The 16386-nt window shown below is 75.2% G+C and carries 15 protein-coding genes; 7 read left to right on the top strand and 8 right to left on the bottom strand.

Annotated features, from left to right (window positions below; genetic code table 11):
• The first annotated feature begins 20 nt into the window (after positions 1-20).
• Positions 21-1463 (top strand): PucR family transcriptional regulator, encoded by a 1443-nt coding sequence (locus ACH01S_RS29890; protein WP_067899031.1) that lies wholly within the window; start codon positions 21-23, stop codon positions 1461-1463.
• Positions 1464-1471: 8 nt separating this feature from the next.
• Here the strand turns inward: ACH01S_RS29890 and ACH01S_RS29885 are convergent, their stop codons facing one another.
• The 8 genes from ACH01S_RS29885 to ACH01S_RS29850 form a co-directional block, all read right to left on the bottom strand.
• Positions 1472-2332 (bottom strand): alpha/beta fold hydrolase, encoded by an 861-nt coding sequence (locus ACH01S_RS29885; RefSeq protein WP_067899026.1) that lies wholly within the window; start codon positions 2330-2332, stop codon positions 1472-1474.
• Positions 2333-2362: 30 nt separating this feature from the next.
• On the bottom strand, positions 2363-3106 hold the full coding sequence (locus ACH01S_RS29880) for a Clp protease N-terminal domain-containing protein (protein WP_067899023.1): 744 nt from the start codon (positions 3104-3106) through the stop codon (positions 2363-2365).
• 50 nt (positions 3107-3156) lie between these two features.
• Positions 3157-4083, bottom strand: coding sequence for an NAD-dependent epimerase/dehydratase family protein (locus ACH01S_RS29875; RefSeq protein ID WP_067899019.1), 927 nt, complete (start codon positions 4081-4083; stop codon positions 3157-3159).
• Complete coding sequence (locus ACH01S_RS29870; protein WP_067899016.1) at positions 4080-5588, bottom strand: class I adenylate-forming enzyme family protein; 1509 nt, start codon at positions 5586-5588, stop codon at positions 4080-4082. The genes ACH01S_RS29875 and ACH01S_RS29870 overlap by 4 nt, the downstream gene beginning before the upstream one ends.
• The gene (locus ACH01S_RS29865; protein WP_067899013.1) at positions 5585-6745 is read right to left on the bottom strand and encodes a cytochrome P450; all 1161 of its coding nucleotides are present in this window, start codon (positions 6743-6745) and stop codon (positions 5585-5587) included. The genes ACH01S_RS29870 and ACH01S_RS29865 overlap by 4 nt, the downstream gene beginning before the upstream one ends.
• Entirely contained in the window at positions 6742-7494 is a 753-nt protein-coding gene (locus ACH01S_RS29860) for a glycosyltransferase family 2 protein (RefSeq protein ID WP_067899010.1), read from the bottom strand. Before ACH01S_RS29860 ends, ACH01S_RS29865 begins: the two co-directional genes overlap by 4 nt.
• Positions 7495-7496: 2 nt before the next feature.
• Positions 7497-8498 carry a 3-oxoacyl-ACP synthase III family protein gene (locus ACH01S_RS29855; protein WP_067899007.1) on the bottom strand — a complete coding sequence of 334 codons (1002 nt, stop codon included), beginning with the start codon at positions 8496-8498 and terminating at the stop codon, positions 7497-7499.
• A gap of 197 nt (positions 8499-8695) precedes the next feature.
• Entirely contained in the window at positions 8696-9088 is a 393-nt protein-coding gene (locus ACH01S_RS29850) for a hypothetical protein (RefSeq protein WP_067899004.1), read from the bottom strand.
• Between the two features lie 175 nt (positions 9089-9263).
• Here ACH01S_RS29850 and ACH01S_RS29845 point away from each other — a divergent pair, with 175 nt between their 5' ends.
• The 6 genes from ACH01S_RS29845 to ACH01S_RS29820 all read left to right on the top strand — a co-directional run bounded on the left by ACH01S_RS29845 (position 9264) and on the right by ACH01S_RS29820 (position 16380).
• On the top strand, positions 9264-10424 hold the full coding sequence (locus tag ACH01S_RS29845; protein ID WP_067899001.1) for a steroid 3-ketoacyl-CoA thiolase: 1161 nt from the start codon (positions 9264-9266) through the stop codon (positions 10422-10424).
• Positions 10425-10551: 127 nt separating this feature from the next.
• Entirely contained in the window at positions 10552-11541 is a 990-nt protein-coding gene (locus tag ACH01S_RS29840) for an MBL fold metallo-hydrolase (RefSeq protein ID WP_067898998.1), read from the top strand.
• A gap of 176 nt (positions 11542-11717) precedes the next feature.
• Positions 11718-12977, top strand: a complete 1260-nt coding sequence (locus ACH01S_RS29835) for a cytochrome P450 (RefSeq protein WP_067898997.1) — start codon at positions 11718-11720, stop codon at positions 12975-12977.
• A 176-nt stretch (positions 12978-13153) separates the two neighbouring features.
• On the top strand, positions 13154-14449 hold the full coding sequence (locus tag ACH01S_RS29830) for a glycosyltransferase family 4 protein (RefSeq protein WP_246236665.1): 1296 nt from the start codon (positions 13154-13156) through the stop codon (positions 14447-14449).
• Positions 14450-14501: 52 nt separating this feature from the next.
• Positions 14502-15263 carry a class I SAM-dependent methyltransferase gene (locus tag ACH01S_RS29825; RefSeq protein ID WP_174564922.1) on the top strand — a complete coding sequence of 254 codons (762 nt, stop codon included), beginning with the start codon at positions 14502-14504 and terminating at the stop codon, positions 15261-15263.
• A complete protein-coding gene (locus ACH01S_RS29820) occupies positions 15253-16380 on the top strand; it encodes a glycoside hydrolase family 15 protein (RefSeq protein WP_067898991.1) in 1128 nt (375 codons plus the stop codon). Before ACH01S_RS29825 ends, ACH01S_RS29820 begins: the two co-directional genes overlap by 11 nt.
• Positions 16381-16386 lie beyond the last annotated feature (6 nt).

Raw genomic sequence — 16386 nt, 5'->3', positions numbered from 1 at the left:
CCTTTTGTAGATTCCTCCATATGAGGCTGCGCGCCCTGCTCGCGATGCCCGGACTGCGGCTGGAGGTCGTGACCGGGGCGGACGAGCTGGACCGCCCGATCCGCTGGGTCGTCACCACCGACCTGCTCGACCCCGGCCGCTACCTGCGCGGCGGGGAGCTCGTCCTGACCGGGCTCGTGTGGCGGACGGGCCCGGCCGACTCCGAGACGTTCGCGCGGGCGCTCGCGGACGCGGGCGTGTCCGGCCTCGCCGCGTGGGACCTCACGCTCGGCGCCATCCCGGACGACCTGGTCGAGGCGTGCCGCCGGCACCGCCTCCCGCTGTTCAAGGTCCCCGAGGACGTGGCGTTCGCGACGATCACCGAGGAGGTCGTCCGGCTGCTGTCGCGGGCCCGCGCCGCCGACCTCGCCGACGTCCTGGACCGGCACCGCCGCCTCGTCGAGGGGACGGGCCTCGACGCCGTCCTCGACCTGGTCGGGCACTGCCACGTCCTGGCCGCGACCGGGCGGGTCGTCGCCGGGCCGCCGCCGCCCGACCCGGCGGGCCTCGCGCGGGCGTTCCTCACCGCGCCGCGCCTGCCGCACCACGTGCGCGCCCACGACCTGTCGCTCGTCCCGGTCGCGGGCGGGCCGCGCGCGGCGGACTGGTTCGTCGCGTCCGAGGGCGACGCCGCCGACTGGCCCGCCGAGCGCCGCACGCTGATCTCCGAGCTGGCCGCGATCGTCGCGCTGGAGCGGTCCCGGCGGGGCCTGGACGCCCGGCTCGCGCAGGAGGTCGTGACGGCGGCGGCCACCGGGGACGCGCCGCCGCTGGAGCGCGCCGGGCTGGACGCGGGCCCCGGCCTCGTCGCGGTCGCCGCGTCGGGCGGGCTGGGCCCGGACGACCTGCGCGCCGTGCTCGTCGAGATCCTCTCCGGCTCACGTCCGGCGGTGGGGTTCCTGGACGGCGAGGCCCTGGCGCTCGTGCCGTCCGATGGCCGCGACGTCGCGGCCGGCGTGCGAGACGGCCTCGGCGCGCTCGCCCCCGGCCTGCCCGCCGCCGGGATCGCGGCCGGGATCAGCGACGTCGTGCCCGCCGCCGGGCTGCGCGGCGCGGTGGAGGAGGCCCGGTACGCGCGGCGGCTCGCGGCGACCCGGCCGGGGCCGGTGCGGGTCGTCCGGCACGACGAGCTGGCCACGCACGTGCTGCTGCTGGCGAGCGTCCCGGACGACGTCCGGCGGATGTTCCGGCGCCGCCTGCTCGGCCCGCTGCACGCCTACGACCGGGCGCACGGCGCCGACCTCGTCCGGACGCTGGAGACGTACCTGCGCTGCTCCGGCTCGTGGACGCGCTGCGCCGCCGAGCTGCACCTGCACGTCAACTCCGTCCGGTACCGGATCCGGCGGATCGAGGAGCTGACCGGCCGCGACCTGTCCCGCCCGGAGGACCGGGTCGACTTCTTCCTGGCCCTCCAGGTCGGCTGACCGGCGGCTCAGGACGTGTGCCGCAGCAGCGCCGGGACGACCTCGTCCCAGACGCGGCGCGGCAGCTCGTTCCCGGTGCCGGGCAGCGTGAGCAGCTCGGCGCCGGGGATCTCGGCGGCGAGGGCGCGGCCGTTGCCGAGCGGGAAGAACGGGTCGTCCTCGCCGTGGATCACCAGGGTCGGCGCGGTGATCCCGCCGAGCCGCTCCCGCCAGCGCGGCCCGGCGTCGAGCGCGGCGAACGCGGCCGCCATCTGGTTCGCGCGGTGCGCCTTGCCGGGGTCGCCCTTCACCGGGGTCCGGTCGTAGATCCGCTCGATGGTCCTCCGCGCCTCGGCCTCGTCGAAGGACGGCCCGGCGAGGTGCCGCGCGCTCTCCACCATGAACGCGACCACCGACGCCCGGTCGGCCCAGTCGACCTCGGGCGGGTTCATGATGTGGGCCATCAGCGCGGGCGCGTGCTCGGGCAGGTCGGCGTCGGCGGGGCCGGGCGCGGTCGGACGGGTCCCGACGAGCGTGAGGGTGCGGACGCGGGACGGGTGGTCAAGCGCGAGGAGCTGGGCGATCCAGCCGCCGACCCCGAACCCCGCGACGTGCGCGGACGGCAGCCCGTGCGCGTCGAGGACGCCGGCCGCGTCCGCGACGAGGTCGCGCAGCGTGTAGCCGGGGGCCTCGGGGTCGGCGGCCGCGGACCGCCCCGTGCCACGCAGGTCGTACCTGACGACGAGCCTGCGCAGCGCGGCGAGGCGCGCGCAGAGCTCGTCCGGCCAGGTGAGCATGGTGTTGCCGATGAGCAGGACGGGGGCGTCGGCGGCGTCCCCGAACGTCTCGGCGCACAGCTCGACCCCGTTGGCCTCGATGATTCTCTCCATACGGGTGCAGACCGCGCGGGCGCCCGGAAATCATCCCTCCATGTCGGCGAGTTTCTTCAGTTCCGCCGCGATGGTCTCCTCCGCCGCCGCCTTGTCGACGCCCGACTCGGACAGGACGCCCGTGCCGTCCTCGTACTCCAGCAGCGCGAGGACGATGTGCTCCGTCCCGATGTAGTTGTGGCCGAGGCGGAGGGCCTCGCGGAACGTCAGCTCCAGGACCTTCTTCGCGGCCTGGTCGAAGGGGATCATGTCCGGGACGTCCTCCGCCCCGGGCGGGAGCGCGGCGGTCGCGACCTGGCGGACGGTGTCCAGCAGGACGCCCTGCGCGGTGATCGCCTTGGGTCCGACCGCGGTCGGGTGGGCGAGCAGCGCGAGGACGAGGTGCGCGGGCGTGATCAGGGCGTTCCCGGCGGCGCGGGCCTCGTTCATCGACCCCATGACCACCTCGCGGGCGCGGGCGGTGTAGCGGGAGAAGCCCTGCGAGGGGTCCAGGTCCGAGCTCTCGCCCTTCGGGACGAACCGCTTCTGCGCGGCCTGCTTGCTCACGCCCATGCTCTTGCCGATGTCGGTCCAGGACGCGCCGGACCGGCGGGCCTGGTCGACGAAGTGGCCGATGAGGTGGTCGGCGACCTCGCCGAGGTGCTCGGCGGCGAGCACGGCGCTGGTGAGCTGTTCGAGCGCGTCGGAGTGGACCTTCTTGATCGTGTTGATCAGGTCGTCCAGGCGGATCTGGACGGGCTGCGCGGGTCCGGTGGATTCGGTGGATTCCGTCATGCGTCAACCATAGGTTGACGCGCCCTCGATCGTCAACCCGAGGTTGACGATCACCAGTCGGCCGCTCCGGCGAACGACGTGGGCGCGGGGTCGTACCCGAGGACCGTCCTCGCGGCCGTGATGTCGAGCGTGCGCTCCAGGGCCAGGTGGCCGACCGCGTACCGGGTGAGGCGCGGCGGGTCGGGACGGCGCGCGAGCAGGAACACGCCTTCGGCCACGGCGGCGAGCGGCCGGGCGAGCCCGGCGGGCACGTACACCGGACGCGCCCGGACGCCCCGCTCGCGCAGGATCTCCCGGAGCGCGCCGTCGATCGTGACCGGGGCCGCGTCCGCGACGTTGAAGACGCCCGAGTCCACCGGCCCGGCCGCGGCGAGCAGGCAGGCGCGGGCGAGGTTGCCGACGGAGGTGAGGCTGACGCGCTGGCGGCCCGTCCCGGCGGCGGGCAGGAGCGGGCCGCGCACCGCCGCGAGGACGCGCGGCAGCAGCGTCGTGTCGCCCGGCCCGTACACCGCGTGCGGCCGCAGCACGACCGCGCCGCGCGCCGCGGCGGCCCGCTCGGCGGCGGCCTTCGACGCGGCGTAGGCGGTCGGGTAGCGGGCGACCGGCGCCTCGTCCTCGGCGGCGAGCACGCTCGGCCGGGACGGGTCGTACACGCTGGCCGTGCTGACGTGGACGAACCGCGCGCCGGGGAAGGAGGCGAGCGCGTGCCGGGTGCCGGTCAGGTTGGCGGCGAACAGCCCGGCGGGCGGGCCCCAGTCGGTGACGCTCCCGGCGCAGTGGATCACCGCGTCCACCTCCGGCGCGTCGCGGAGCGGGCCGCGCGTGAGATCCCACGAACGGTAGGCCGCGCCGGCGACGTGCGCCGGGTCCACGGCGGGGCGGCGGCCGAACGCGAACGCCGTGGCACCTTCGGCGACGAGCACGCGGCACACCGTCCCGCCGACGAACCCGGACGCCCCGGTCACCGCGATCCTCACGGCCGCACCAGTTCGCGGAGGCGGTCGCGGTCGAGCTTGCGGGTGCGGCCGGAGCGCGGCAGGGCGCGCAGGACGACGATCCGGTCCGGGAGGGCGTCGTGGTCGATGACGCCGGGGAGGGCGCGGCGGAGCCGGTCCGGCAGGTCGCCGGGGTCGCCGACGACGGCGAGGACGACCTCCTCGTCCCCGGTGCGCGGGTCGGGGACGCCGACGATCGCGGCCTCGGCGACGCCCGGCAGCGCGGCGATCGACGGCTCGTACAGGCCGGGGTAGAGGTTGAACTCGCCGCGGATCAGCATGTCCTTCTTGCGTCCGGTGAGGACGAGTCGGCCGCCGTCCAGCCGGGCGAGGTCGCCGGTCGGCAGCTCGGCGAGGGGGCCCGCGCCGAGGTAGCCGCGGCACAGGTTCGGGCCGGACAGCAGGAGTTCGCCGTCGCCCGCGAGCCGCGCGCCGACGCCGGGCAGCGGCGCGCCGACCGGGTCGCCGGGGCCGGTGTGCGCGAGCTTCTCCTCCGCCGACGCGATCGCCACCGGCAGGATCTCCGTCATCGCGTACACCGACAGGACCTCGGCGAACGGCGCGGCCCGCAGCGCCCGCCGCAGGATCGCGGCGGGCGCGGGCGCGGCCCCGAGCAGCACGTACCGGAGCGACTCGGGCAGTCGCGGCACGGCGTCCAGGATCTCCGCGAGATGGACGGGAACGCAGAACGTGTGGGTCGCGCCCCGCTCCGCCATCAGCCGCGCGAACTCGGCGGGCGGGCACGCCAGCGGCGGCATCGACCAGCGCGCGCCCGCGATCAGCGTCGGCAGGCCGAGCATGAGCTGGTCGGTGTGGACGACGTCGCCGGGCCCGAGCGGCAGCCGGGTCCGGAACAGGTCGAGCGCCGCCGCGAGCGACGCCTGCGTGTGGACGACGGCGCGCGGCGCGGCCGTCGTCCCCGACGTGAAGATCACGGCGGCGGGCGCGCCGGGGTCGGGGTCGCGGTCCGGCTCCGGCGCGGGGCCGCGCGCCAGCCGCGCGAACGGCACCGCGCCGCGCGGCACGCCGGGCAGGCGGCGACCGACGTACACGTGCCGCATCGCGTTCTCATCGGGCCCGTGCAAAGCGGCGAGGTTCGGCAGCAGCAGCCCGCGCCGCCGCGCGTACGCCCGGACGGGACGCAGCCGGCTCCCCGCGTAGAGCACCGACTCGGCCGCCGACCAGCGCGGACGCGCGAGCCGCAGCCGCGCGGCGAACATCTCGGGCCCGGCCCCCGGGTCGGCGAACACGACGACGCCCCCGGCCGCGACCGTGCCGAGCGCCAGGACGAGCGCCTCCGGCGACGGCCGCACCGAGAACAGCACCGCGTCCCCTTCCGCGAGCCCGCGCGCCAGCAGCCCGTGCCGGACGGCCAGCACCCGCCGCCGCAGCTCGCCGTAGGTGAGCCGCGTCCCGTCCCCGGAGACGAGCGCGACGGCGCGCGGCGTCCGCGCGCCCTGGTCGAGCAGCCGCCGGACGAGCGTCACGCGGACCCCCTCCGCACGACCAGTTCCCGGTAGGTCGGGATGAGGACGCCGCGTGCCGCCGCGCGGCGGGTGACGACGAGCGGCGCGGCGGCGAGCAGCGTCCGGGCGACCCGCCGGATCTGGGCCATGGCCAGCGGGTATCCGATGCAGAAGTGCGGCCCGGCGCCGAACCACAGCCGCCGCAGCTCCGGCGGGTGCGGGCGGTCGAGGTCGAACGGACCGAGCGCGCGGCAGCAGTTGTGCGTCGCGATCAGCACCCGCTCCCCCGGCCGGATCGCCACGCCCCCGACCGCCGCCGGGCGGTGCACGCTCCGCAGCATGACCGGCGTCGGCGTCGCCACCCGCATCGCCTCCTCGATCGCCCGGTCGAGCAGGCCCGGCTCGGCGGCCACGCGCGCGAGCTGCCCGTGGTCGATGAGCAGGGCGAACAGGCGGGGCAGCAGCGTCGCGACGGTCTCGGTGCCGGTCAGGAAGAACGCCCCGGCGGCGCCGCGCGCCTCGTCCTCGGACAGGCCGAGGGCCCGCATGCGTCCCATCACCGTGGACTCGTCGCCCGCCGCGTACGCCTTCGCCGCGATGTCGCCCAGCGGGTCGAGCACCGCGCGGGCCCGCCGCACCTGGGACGGGGAGAGCCGCCGCGTCCGCAGCGACACCGCCGACACGACGCGCTCGCCCTGCTCGAACAGGTCGCGGTAGGAGGCGTCGGTCCGCGTGTCCAGGCCGATGACCTCGCCGATCACGGCGCCCGCCATGACGCGGGCGGCGTCCACGAGGTCGACGCCGCCGCCGCTCCGGAGGCGGCCCGCGAGCCGGTCGAGCGGCCCGTCCAGGACGCGGGCGCACAGCGCCTCGGTGTAGGACGGGACGAACAGCTCGGTGAGCCGCCGCCGCAGCGCCCGGTGCGCGTCCCCCTCCATGTTGAGCAGGACGGACGGCCCCAGCACCGGCGTCCACAGCTCGCCGGGCGAGCCGGGCCCGTCCTTGCGGAACGTCCCGCCGTCCATGAGGATCGCGCGCGCCGGCGCGGCGTCGTTCACGACGACCCCGACGCCCGGCACGCGGACGATCGGCCCGCGCCGGGCCGCCGCGCGCAGCAGCGGGTACGCGAACGGATGCGCGGCCAGGTAGAGGCGGCGCTCCCAGTCCGGGGCCCTCACCGGATGTCCACGACGGGCGGGCGGTAGCGGTGGTCGGCGTACCAGCCGAGCGTCCTGACCAGGCCGTACGCCCGCAGCCGCCGGACCGACCCGTACACGGTGACGTCGTCGCGCAGCCCGTAGGCGGCGGTCAGGTAGCGGACGCGGTTGACCAGCGCGCGGTCCTCGTGGACGTCCTCGATCCGCGTGCGCGGGAACCCGCCCGACCGCTCGTACAGGTCGGCGGTGATGGCGAGGTTGCAGCCCGGCATCATCACGTAGGGGCCGAGGTAGAGCGGGTCCTGATTGCCGGGGCGGAACCGTCCGAACAGCGCGGCGACCCGGATCACGGCGGGCAGCAGGCGGCGCTCCCAGAACTTCAGCGGGAACTCGTCGGTCCGGGGCAGCAGCGGGCCCGACACCAGCTCGAGGCCGTCGCCGAACGCGCGCTTCACCGCCGCGACCCAGCCCCGGTCCGGGAGGCAGTCGGCGTCGGTGCGCGCGACGTGCGTCGCCCCGGCGGCGATCGCGTGCCGGACGCCGGTGTCGGCGGCGGCGCCCGTCCCCTTCTCCGGCTCGTGGACGATCCGGACGTCGAACGGAACGTCCCCGGCGGCGAACTCCTTGACCACCCGCGCCGTCCCGTCCGTGCTGCCGTTGTCGACCACGACCAGCGTGAACGCGGTGTCGGTCTGCTCGGCGAGGCGGCGCAGCGTCGCGCCGATCGAGCGCTCCTCGTCGTAGGCGGGGACGACGACCCACAGCCGCATGCTCACAGCTCCGCGAACACGACGCCGAGGCTGACGCCGCCCGCCAGCCCGATCAGCGCGACCCGGTCGCCGGGGCCGCAGCGCCCGGCCGCCCGGGCGGTGGCGAGCTGCAGCGGCAGGCTCGCCGACGCCGTGTTGCCGTGCTCGGGCAGCGTCACGACGAGCCGGTCGGCGGGGACGCCGAGGACCGTCCGCAGCACCTCCAGATACGGCACCGTCACCTGGTGGACGGCGACGACGGCGAAGTCGTCCCAGGCCAGGCCGGTCTTGTGCAGCGCGGTCGTGAAGATCTCCGGGCCCGCGGCGACGAACACGTCGCGGAGCCGCCGCCCGTCCCCGCTGAAGTAGCCGGCGTCGGGGTCGCGGGGGCGCATCGAGCCGCCCGCCGGGAGCGTCCCGACCGGCCAGGCGGTGGAGACGGCGGCGAAGTCGCGGTAGAAGATCCCGCCGTCCGGGGACGCCTCGACGAGCATCGCGGCCCCGGCGTCGGACAGCGTGTAGCCCGCGAAGGCGTCCGCGAACTGCGCCCGGTCGCGCACCTTCCACCGGACCGCGCGCGACGGGCTCTCCCCCGTGCACACGAGCACCCGCTCGTGCTGCCCGGTGCGGATCAGCGCGTCCGCCACCTGCAGCCCGTTGAGGAAGCTGTTGCAGGCGTTCTTGACGTCGAACACCGGGCAGGACGCGCCGAGCTTCGCGGCGACGATGTGGGCGGTGGCGGGCTCGATCAGGTCCTGCGACGCGGACGCGAAGACGATCAGGTCGAGGCCCTCGGGCCGCGTCCCGCGCTCGGCGAGCGCCCGCCGGGCCGCCGCGACGGCGAGGTCGGACGCCTGCTCGCCGTCCGCCATGACGTGCCGCGCCCGGATGCCGGTCATCCGCTCGACGATCGTCGGGCGCGGCCGGTAGCCGCCGCTCTCGGCCGCGACCCGCGCCTCGACCTCGGCGCTCGTGACCGTCCGCGCGGGCAGGTGCGCCGCGACGGCGGTGATGCGTGCCCTCATGGCTGGGCTCTCATGGCTGGGCTCTCCCCGGTTCCTCGTGCTCCGTGGACGGCCAGCCTCGCCGACCCGCGACGCCCCCGGACAGGGCGACCCTACGGAACCGGGGACGGGCGTTGTACCCGACTTTGGAGTGAGTACTACCACTCATCCCATATGAGCCATATAGGGCATCGCCCCCGGTCAGCGGCGGGTGCGGCTTAGACCTCCGGGATCTCCGAGGGGGACGGCTTCGCCGTCGTCGGCGCGGGCGACGGCGGCGTCTCGGTGATCGTCGGGACGACCGGGCGCACCGGCCGCTCGTCCCGCGCCGCCGAGTTCCACCACCACAGCGCGAACGAGATCGCGAACAGCACGAGGACCCCGCCGACGAGTTGGAACACGGCCCGGCGATGGCTCGGGTCGCGGCGCCCGCCGCCGCGCCGCGCGAACCGGCCACCCCCACCCGCTCCGGCGCGGCGGGCGGCCCGGCGGGAGCGGCGCCGCTCGCGGCGGCTCGGCGGCCGGGCCCGTTCGAGCGCGGACGGCTCGGTGAACGCGGCGCTCCGGACGAAATCGTCGTCGAACACGGGCTCGTCGAAGTCTGCGGCCATGAGGGTCTCCGGCGCGGGGGGCGGTCAGGCTCCCCAGGCTAGTCGACGCCCCGGACGGTTCCCCCGGCCCGTGCGCCCCGCGGCTTCTTCCGTCCTGCTCTCCGGGACCCGCCCCGCCGGGGGGATCGCGATCGGGCTACGGTCGAAGCTGAATCGCGTTCTAGAAGGAGACCGCATGGGAACCCCGGTGATCGTCGAGGCGGTGCGCACACCGCTCGGGAAGCGCGGCGGCGTGCTGGCCGGCCTGAAGCCGATGGCCGTCCTCGCGCACGCGCTGACCGCCGCCGTCGACCGCTCCGGCGTCGACGCCGCCGAGGTCGAGCAGGTCTTCGCGGGCTGCGTGACGCAGGCGGGCGAGCAGGGCGGGCACGTCGGCCGCTACTCCTGGCTGTACGCGGGCCTGCCCTGGCAGGCCGGCGTGACCACGCTCGACGCGCAGTGCGGGTCGTCGCAGCAGGCCGTCCACCTCGCCGCGTCCCAGATCGCGGCGGGGGTCGTGGACGTCGCCATCGGCTGCGGCGTCGAGGTGATGAGCCGCGCCCCGCTCGGCAGCAACGTGCTGCCCGCGAACCCGCGCCCGGACGACTGGTCGATCGACATGCCGGACCAGTTCGAGGCCGCCGAGCGGATCGCCGCCCGGCGCGGCCTCACCCGCGCCGACCTCGACGCGTTCGGCGCCCGCTCGCAGCAGCTCGCCGCGAAGGCGTGGGCGGACGGCCGCTTCGACCGCGAGGTCGCCCCGATCACCGCGCCCGTCCTGGACGCCGAGGGGAACCCGACCGGCGAGACCCGGGAGGTGACCCGCGACCAGGGCCTGCGCGAGACGACCGCCGACGGGCTCGCCAGGCTCAGGCCGGTGCTCGGCGAGGAGGGGCTGCACACGGCGGGCACCTCGTCCCAGATCTCGGACGGCGCCGCCGCCGTCGTGCTGATGTCGGAGGAGAGGGCGAGGGCGCTCGGGCTGCGTCCCCGCGCCCGGATCAGGACGCAGGCGCTGGTCGGCGCCGAGCCCTACTACCACCTGGACGGCCCCGTCCAGGCGACCGAGCGCGTGCTCCAGCGGTCCGGGATGGCGATGGGCGACATCGACATCACCGAGATCAACGAGGCGTTCGCGTCGATCGTGCTGTCGTGGGCGTCCGTCCACGGGCCGGACATGGACCGCGTCAACGTCAACGGCGGCGCGATCGCGCTCGGCCACCCGGTCGGCGCCACCGGCGCGCGGCTGGTCACGACCGCGCTGCACGAGCTGGAGCGGCGCGACGCCGGGACGGCGCTGATCACGATGTGCGCGGGCGGCGCGCTGTCCACCGCCACGATCCTCGAACGGGTCTGACGCGCCGCGTCGGACCCGCGCCGGGCCCAGGGGGACGCGCCCCCTGGGCCCCGTCCGCGCTCCGGGTAAGGTCACCGGGGCCCCGATCCCACCGGCGCCGCCGCCCGCGGCGCGAAAGGCGGTCTCCTTGCAGCCGGAACCCGAAGACCTCGGCGGCGGACTCTGGAGCGTTCCAGTCCCCATCCCGGACAACCCGCTCGCCTACACGCTCGTGTACGCGCTGGAGAGCCCGCGCGGGCCCGTCCTGATCGACGCGGGCTGGCAGCACGAGGACGCCTGGAGCGCCCTGCGCGGCGGGCTCGCCGCGTTCGGGATCGACGTCGCCGACGTGCGCGGCGTGGTCGTCACGCACTACCACCCCGACCACGCGGGGCTCGCGGGACGCGTCCGCGAGGCGTCCGGCGCCTGGATCGCCATGCACCCGGCGGACGCCGGGATCGTCAAGCTGTTCCGGTCCGCCGGGCAGGGCGGGCGGCGCGAGTTCGAGCTGACCGCGCTGCGCCGCGCCGGGGCCGCCGAGTCGGAGCTCGGCGCCCGGGGCGACGGCCCGCGCGTCTCCCCGCCCGCGCTGCCGGACCGCGAGGTCTCCGACGGCGACCTCGTCGACCTGCCCGGCCGCAGGCTCCGCGTCATCTGGACGCCCGGCCACTCCCCCGGCCACATCTGCCTCCACCTGGAGGACGGCGACCGGATCTTCACCGGCGACCACGTCCTGCCGCGCATCACCCCGCACATCGGCCTCTACCCCTACGACTTCCCGGACGTCGACCCGCTGGGCGACTTCCTCGGCTCGCTCGACAAGGTCTCCGCGATGTCCGCGGACGAGGTCCTGCCCGCCCACCAGTACCGCTTCACCGGCCTCGCCGGACGCGCCCGGGAGATCATCGCCCACCACGAGGAGCGGCTCGCGGAGGTGGCGGCGCTGCTGTCGGCCCGTCCGGTCACGCTGTGGGACCTCACCGCCGGGCTGACCTGGCGGCACCCGTGGGCGGACATGTCGCAGCAGGCCCGCCGGATGGCCGCCGCCGAGGCCGCCGCGCACCTCCGCACGCTGGAGACGCGCGGGATCGCGCGCCGCGACGGGACCGACGACCCGCTCCGGTACGTCCTGCGCTGACCGGCTCGTCCCGGACGGCGGGGTGAGAGACGGGTGCGACCCGGGTCACTCGGGCCGCTGGACCCTTGATGAGACCCCAGTCTCATGTTAGAACCTGTTCTAGGTCCGCGGGGACCGAGCAAGCGCTCAGTCAAAGACCGGCGCGCGGTCCCCCACCCCGGCACGAAGGGTCTTCCATGGCTGCTGTCGCCACGTCCACCGCCTCCGCCGCGCGGCCGTTCCGCGCTCCCGAGATCGACGTCATCGACCCGGGGGTCTACGAGCGCGGCGGGATCCCGCACCGGCAGTTCCAGTGGCTGCGCGACAACGACCCCGTCCACTGGCACCAGGACCCGAACGAGGGCGTGCCGGGGTTCTGGGCGATCACCCGGCACGAGGACGTGGTGCAGGTGTCGCGGCGCGCCGACCCGTACTCCTCCCACGCGCGGACGGCGATGTTCGAGGAGTTCACCGACGAGGACATCGCCCTCTACGGCCAGATGATGCTGTTCCAGGACCCGCCCGACCACACCCGCCTGCGCTCCATGGTCAACAAGGGCTTCACCCCCCGCATGATCGGGAAGCTCCAGGACCACATCCGCGAGATCTGCGACAAGCTCATCGACGAGGCGGCGCCGCTCGGCGAGTGCGACTTCGTCGAGCACTTCGCCGCCCCGCTGCCGCTCTACACGATCTGCGAGCTGCTCGGCGCCCCCCTTGAGGACCGCGCGAAGGTCTTCCACTGGTCGAACAAGCTGGTCGCGTTCAACGACCCCGACTACATCGGCGACCGGACGGAGTCGCAGCTCTGCGCCGCCGAGTTCGCGGGCTGGGCGGGCGAGCTGGCCCGCGCCCGCGAGTCCACGCCGCGCGACGACATCGTGACCAAGCTCCTCACCCCGGACGCGGACGGCAACCGGATCAGCGAGGAGGAGTTCGCGCTCTTCGTGATCATGCTGGGCATCGCCGGGAACGAGACGACCCGGACCGCGACGGCGGGCGGCATGCAGGCGTTCTTCGAGCGCCCCGACCAGTGGGAGCGGCTGCGCGCCGACCGGAGCCTGCTGCCGACGGCGGTCGAGGAGATCGTCCGCTGGGTGAGCCCGATCAACCAGTTCCGCCGGACGGCCCTGTCCGACGTCGAGCTCGGCGGCAAGGAGATCAAGGCGGGCGACAAGGTCGTGCTGTTCTACGGCTCGGCCAACCGCGACGAGCGCGTGTTCGACGACCCGTTCTCCTTCGACGTCGGCCGCGACCCCAACCCGCACCTCGGGTTCGGCGGCGGCGGCCCGCACTTCTGCCTCGGCACCCACCTCGCCCGAATGAACCTGAAGATCATCTTTGAGACGATCCTGGACCGGATGCCCGACATCGGCCCGGCGGGCGAGCCCCGGCGGCTCCGGTCGAACTTCGTCAACGGCCTGAAAGAGCTGCCGGTCCGCTTCACCCCGTCCTAAAGGGGGCCTAAAGGGAGAGAGTCAGGCGCGGTGTGCTCTTCGGAACACTCTTGGACGCACCGCCCAATATTGACTCGGCGGTAACGTACGGTGGCTAAGGTCTAGTTTCATCAACGGCATCAGGGTGAGGCCGGTGCGCGCGCGCCCCGGCGTCCCTCGACTGACGGGAGCGGTGCGTGCGGGGGACCGACGTGGACGGGGCGGGCGAGCCGGGCGGACCGCTGAGGGTGGCCCTGCTGTCGTACCGGAGCAAGCCGCACTGCGGCGGCCAGGGCGTCTACCTCCGGCATCTGAGCCGCGAGCTGGCCGACCTCGGGCACGCGGTGGAGGTGCTGTCCGGGCAGCCGTACCCCGAGCTCGACCGCGACGGCATCGTCCTCACCAAGATCCCGAGCCTCGACCTGTACCGGGACGAGGACCCGTTCCGCACCCCGTCCCTCGGCGAGTTCCGCGACTGGGTGGACGTCCTGGAGTTCGCGCACATGAAGACCGGCGGCTTCCCCGAGCCGCTGACGTTCAGCCTGCGGGCGCTGCGCGAGCTGCGGCGGCGGCGCCGCGACTTCGACGTCGTCCACGACAACCAGGTCCTCGGGCTCGGCAACCTCGGCATCCCCCGGCTCGGGCTGCCGCTCGTCACGAGCATCCACCACCCGATCAGCGTCGACCGGCGGATCGACATCCAGGCGGCGCGGGGCGTCAAGCAGAAGCTCGGCAAGCGCCGCTGGTACGGCTTCGTCGCGATGCAGTCGCAGGTGTCGCGGCGGATCGGACCGGTGCTGACGGTGTCGGAGTCGTCCAAGGTCGACATCGTGAAGGACTTCAAGGTCGACCCGCGCGACATCGACATCCTGCCGCTCGGCGTCGACACCCGGATCTTCCACCCGCGCGGCGAGCGCGTGCCGGGCCGGATCGTCGCGATGGCGAGCGCGGACGCGCCGATCAAGGGCGTGGACGTGCTGCTGCGCGCGGTCGCCAAGCTCGCCACCGAGCGCGACGTGCACGTCATCGTCGTCAGCCGCCCGCGGAAGGACGGCCCGACCGAGAAGCTCGTGCGCGAGCTGGCGCTCGGCGAGCGCGTCCGGTTCGTCAGCGGGATCAGCGACGACGAGCTCGGCGAGCTGATGGCGTCGGCGGAGATCGCCGTGGTGCCGTCCCGGTACGAGGGCTTCTCGCTGCCCGCCGTCGAGCACATGGCGTCCGGGACGCCGCTCGTCGCGAGCCGCGCCGGGGCGCTGCCCGAGGTCGTCGGCGACGCGGGCGTGCTCGTCCAGCCGGGCGACGCCGAAGAGCTGGCCGCGACGCTGCGGCGGCTGCACGACGACGCGGCCGAGCGGGCCCGGGTGAGCGCCGCGGGGCTCGCCCGCGTCCAGGAGCGGTTCGCGTGGCCGGCCGTGGCGAAGGCCACCGTCGAGCACTACCGGGCCGCCATCGCCCAGGCGAACTACCTGCGGCTCGCGCGCGAAGCCGAGTGACGGCAAGGGAGGGGACGCCGCCTCGGCGCCCCGGCACGGAAGGAGCACGACCCTGCTGACCGTGGATTTCCAGCGGTTCCGCGTCACCCCCGGAGACCGCGTCCTCGACATGGGATGCGGCGCCGGGCGGCACGCCTTCGAGCTGTACCGCAGGGGTGCGCACGTCGTGGCCTTCGACCAGGACGCAGGCGAGCTGTCCGGCGTGGAGAAGATGTTCGGGGCGATGCGCCTCGAAGGCGAGGTCCCGGCGGAGGCGTCCGCCGAGACGGTCCAGGGCGACGCGCTCGACCTGCCGTTCCCCGACGACCACTTCGACGCGATCGTCGCCTCGGAGGTGCTGGAGCACATCCCGGACGACATGCGCGCGATGCGCGAGCTGCTGCGCGTCCTCAGGCCCGGCGGCAAGCTCGCGGTGACGGTGCCGAGCTGGCTGCCCGAGCGGGTCTGCTGGGCCCTGTCGGAGGACTACCACACCGCCCCCGGCGGCCACGTGCGGATCTACACGCGCGCCGAGCTGGAGGCCAAGCTGAAGTCGGTCGGGTTCCGGGTCGGCGGCCACCACCACGCGCACGGCCTGCACGCGCCCTACTGGTGGATCAAGTGCGCGGTCGGCGTGAACGACGACGCGCACCCGCTCGCCAGGGCCTACCACAAGCTCCTCGTCTGGGACATCATGAAGCGCCCGCGCGCCACCCGGCTGGCCGAGCGCGCGCTGAACCCGCTGATCGGCAAGAGCGTCGTCGTCTACTTCGCGAAGCCCGCGGGGCCGGGGACGGCCGCGGGCCAGGCCAGGGAGACGGCGGATGCGGGCTGAGCCCGGCCCGCCCGCGGTCCCCGGGGTCCTGTCGCGCGACGACGTCGTCGCGACGGCCCGCAGCATCGCGGCGCAGCAGGAGCCGTCCGGCGCGATCCCGTGGTTCGCGCCGACCGCGGGCGTCCCCGGGCACGTGGACGCCTGGAACCACGTCGAGGCGGCGATGGCGCTGCGCGTCGCCGGGCTCGGCGAGCACGCGCGGCGGGCGTACGAGTGGCTGCGCGGCGTCCAGCGGCCGGACGGCTCGTGGCCCGCGAAATGGGTCCTCGGCGCGGTGACGGAGCCGGGCGGCGAGTCCAACCACGCCGCCTACGTCGCGGTCGGCGTCTGGCACGAGCTGCTGACGACCGGCGACGAGGACTTCGCGCGCCGGATGTGGCCCGCGGTGCGGCGGGCGATCGACTTCACGCTCGGCCTGCAGACCCGGCGCGGCGAGGTCATCTGGATCCGGCGCGAGGACGGCGCGCCGTCCGACCACGCGCTGCTGACCGGCTGCTCGTCGATCTACCAGTCGCTGCGCTGCGCGGTGGCGCTGGCCGAGCACCTCGGCGAGCCGGAGCCGGAATGGGAGCTCGCCGCCGACCAGCTCGGCCACGTGGTGGCCGCGCACCCGGAGGCGTTCGCCGACAAGAGCCGCTGGTCGATGGACTGGTACTACCCGGTGCTCGGCGGGCCCGTCCGGGGCGCGGACGCGGCGCGCCGGTTCGCCGAGCGGTGGGACGCGTTCGTCGTCCCCGGGCTCGGCTGCCGGTGCGTGTCCGACCAGCCGTGGGTGACGGCGGCGGAGAGCTGCGAGCTGGTGCTCGCGCTGGACGCGGCGGGCGACCGCGACCGCGCCCTGGAGCTGTTCGCGACGATCCAGCACCTGCGGCACGAGGACGGCTCCTACTGGACGGGCTGGCAGTTCGAGAACCGCCGCCACTTCCCCGGGGACCGTTCCACCTACACGGCGGCGGCGGTCGTCCTCGCGGCGGACGCGCTGGCCGACGCCTCGCCCGGGGCGCGGCTGTTCAAGGAGATCGCCGGGCGCCCGCTCGGGCCGTGCGAGGCGTCCGACCCGGTCGCCTGCGGGTGCGCGCTGGTCTCGGTGGCCGACGCGGTCCGGACGCGGCTCTAGCGACCG

Origin of the sequence: Actinomadura chibensis NBRC 106107, from assembly GCF_001552135.1 — a bacterium.
GTDB classification, from domain to species: domain Bacteria; phylum Actinomycetota; class Actinomycetes; order Streptosporangiales; family Streptosporangiaceae; genus Spirillospora; species Spirillospora chibensis.
Note: the sequence above shows the minus strand (reverse complement) of the source record. Positions and strands in the feature narration are given on the sequence as shown.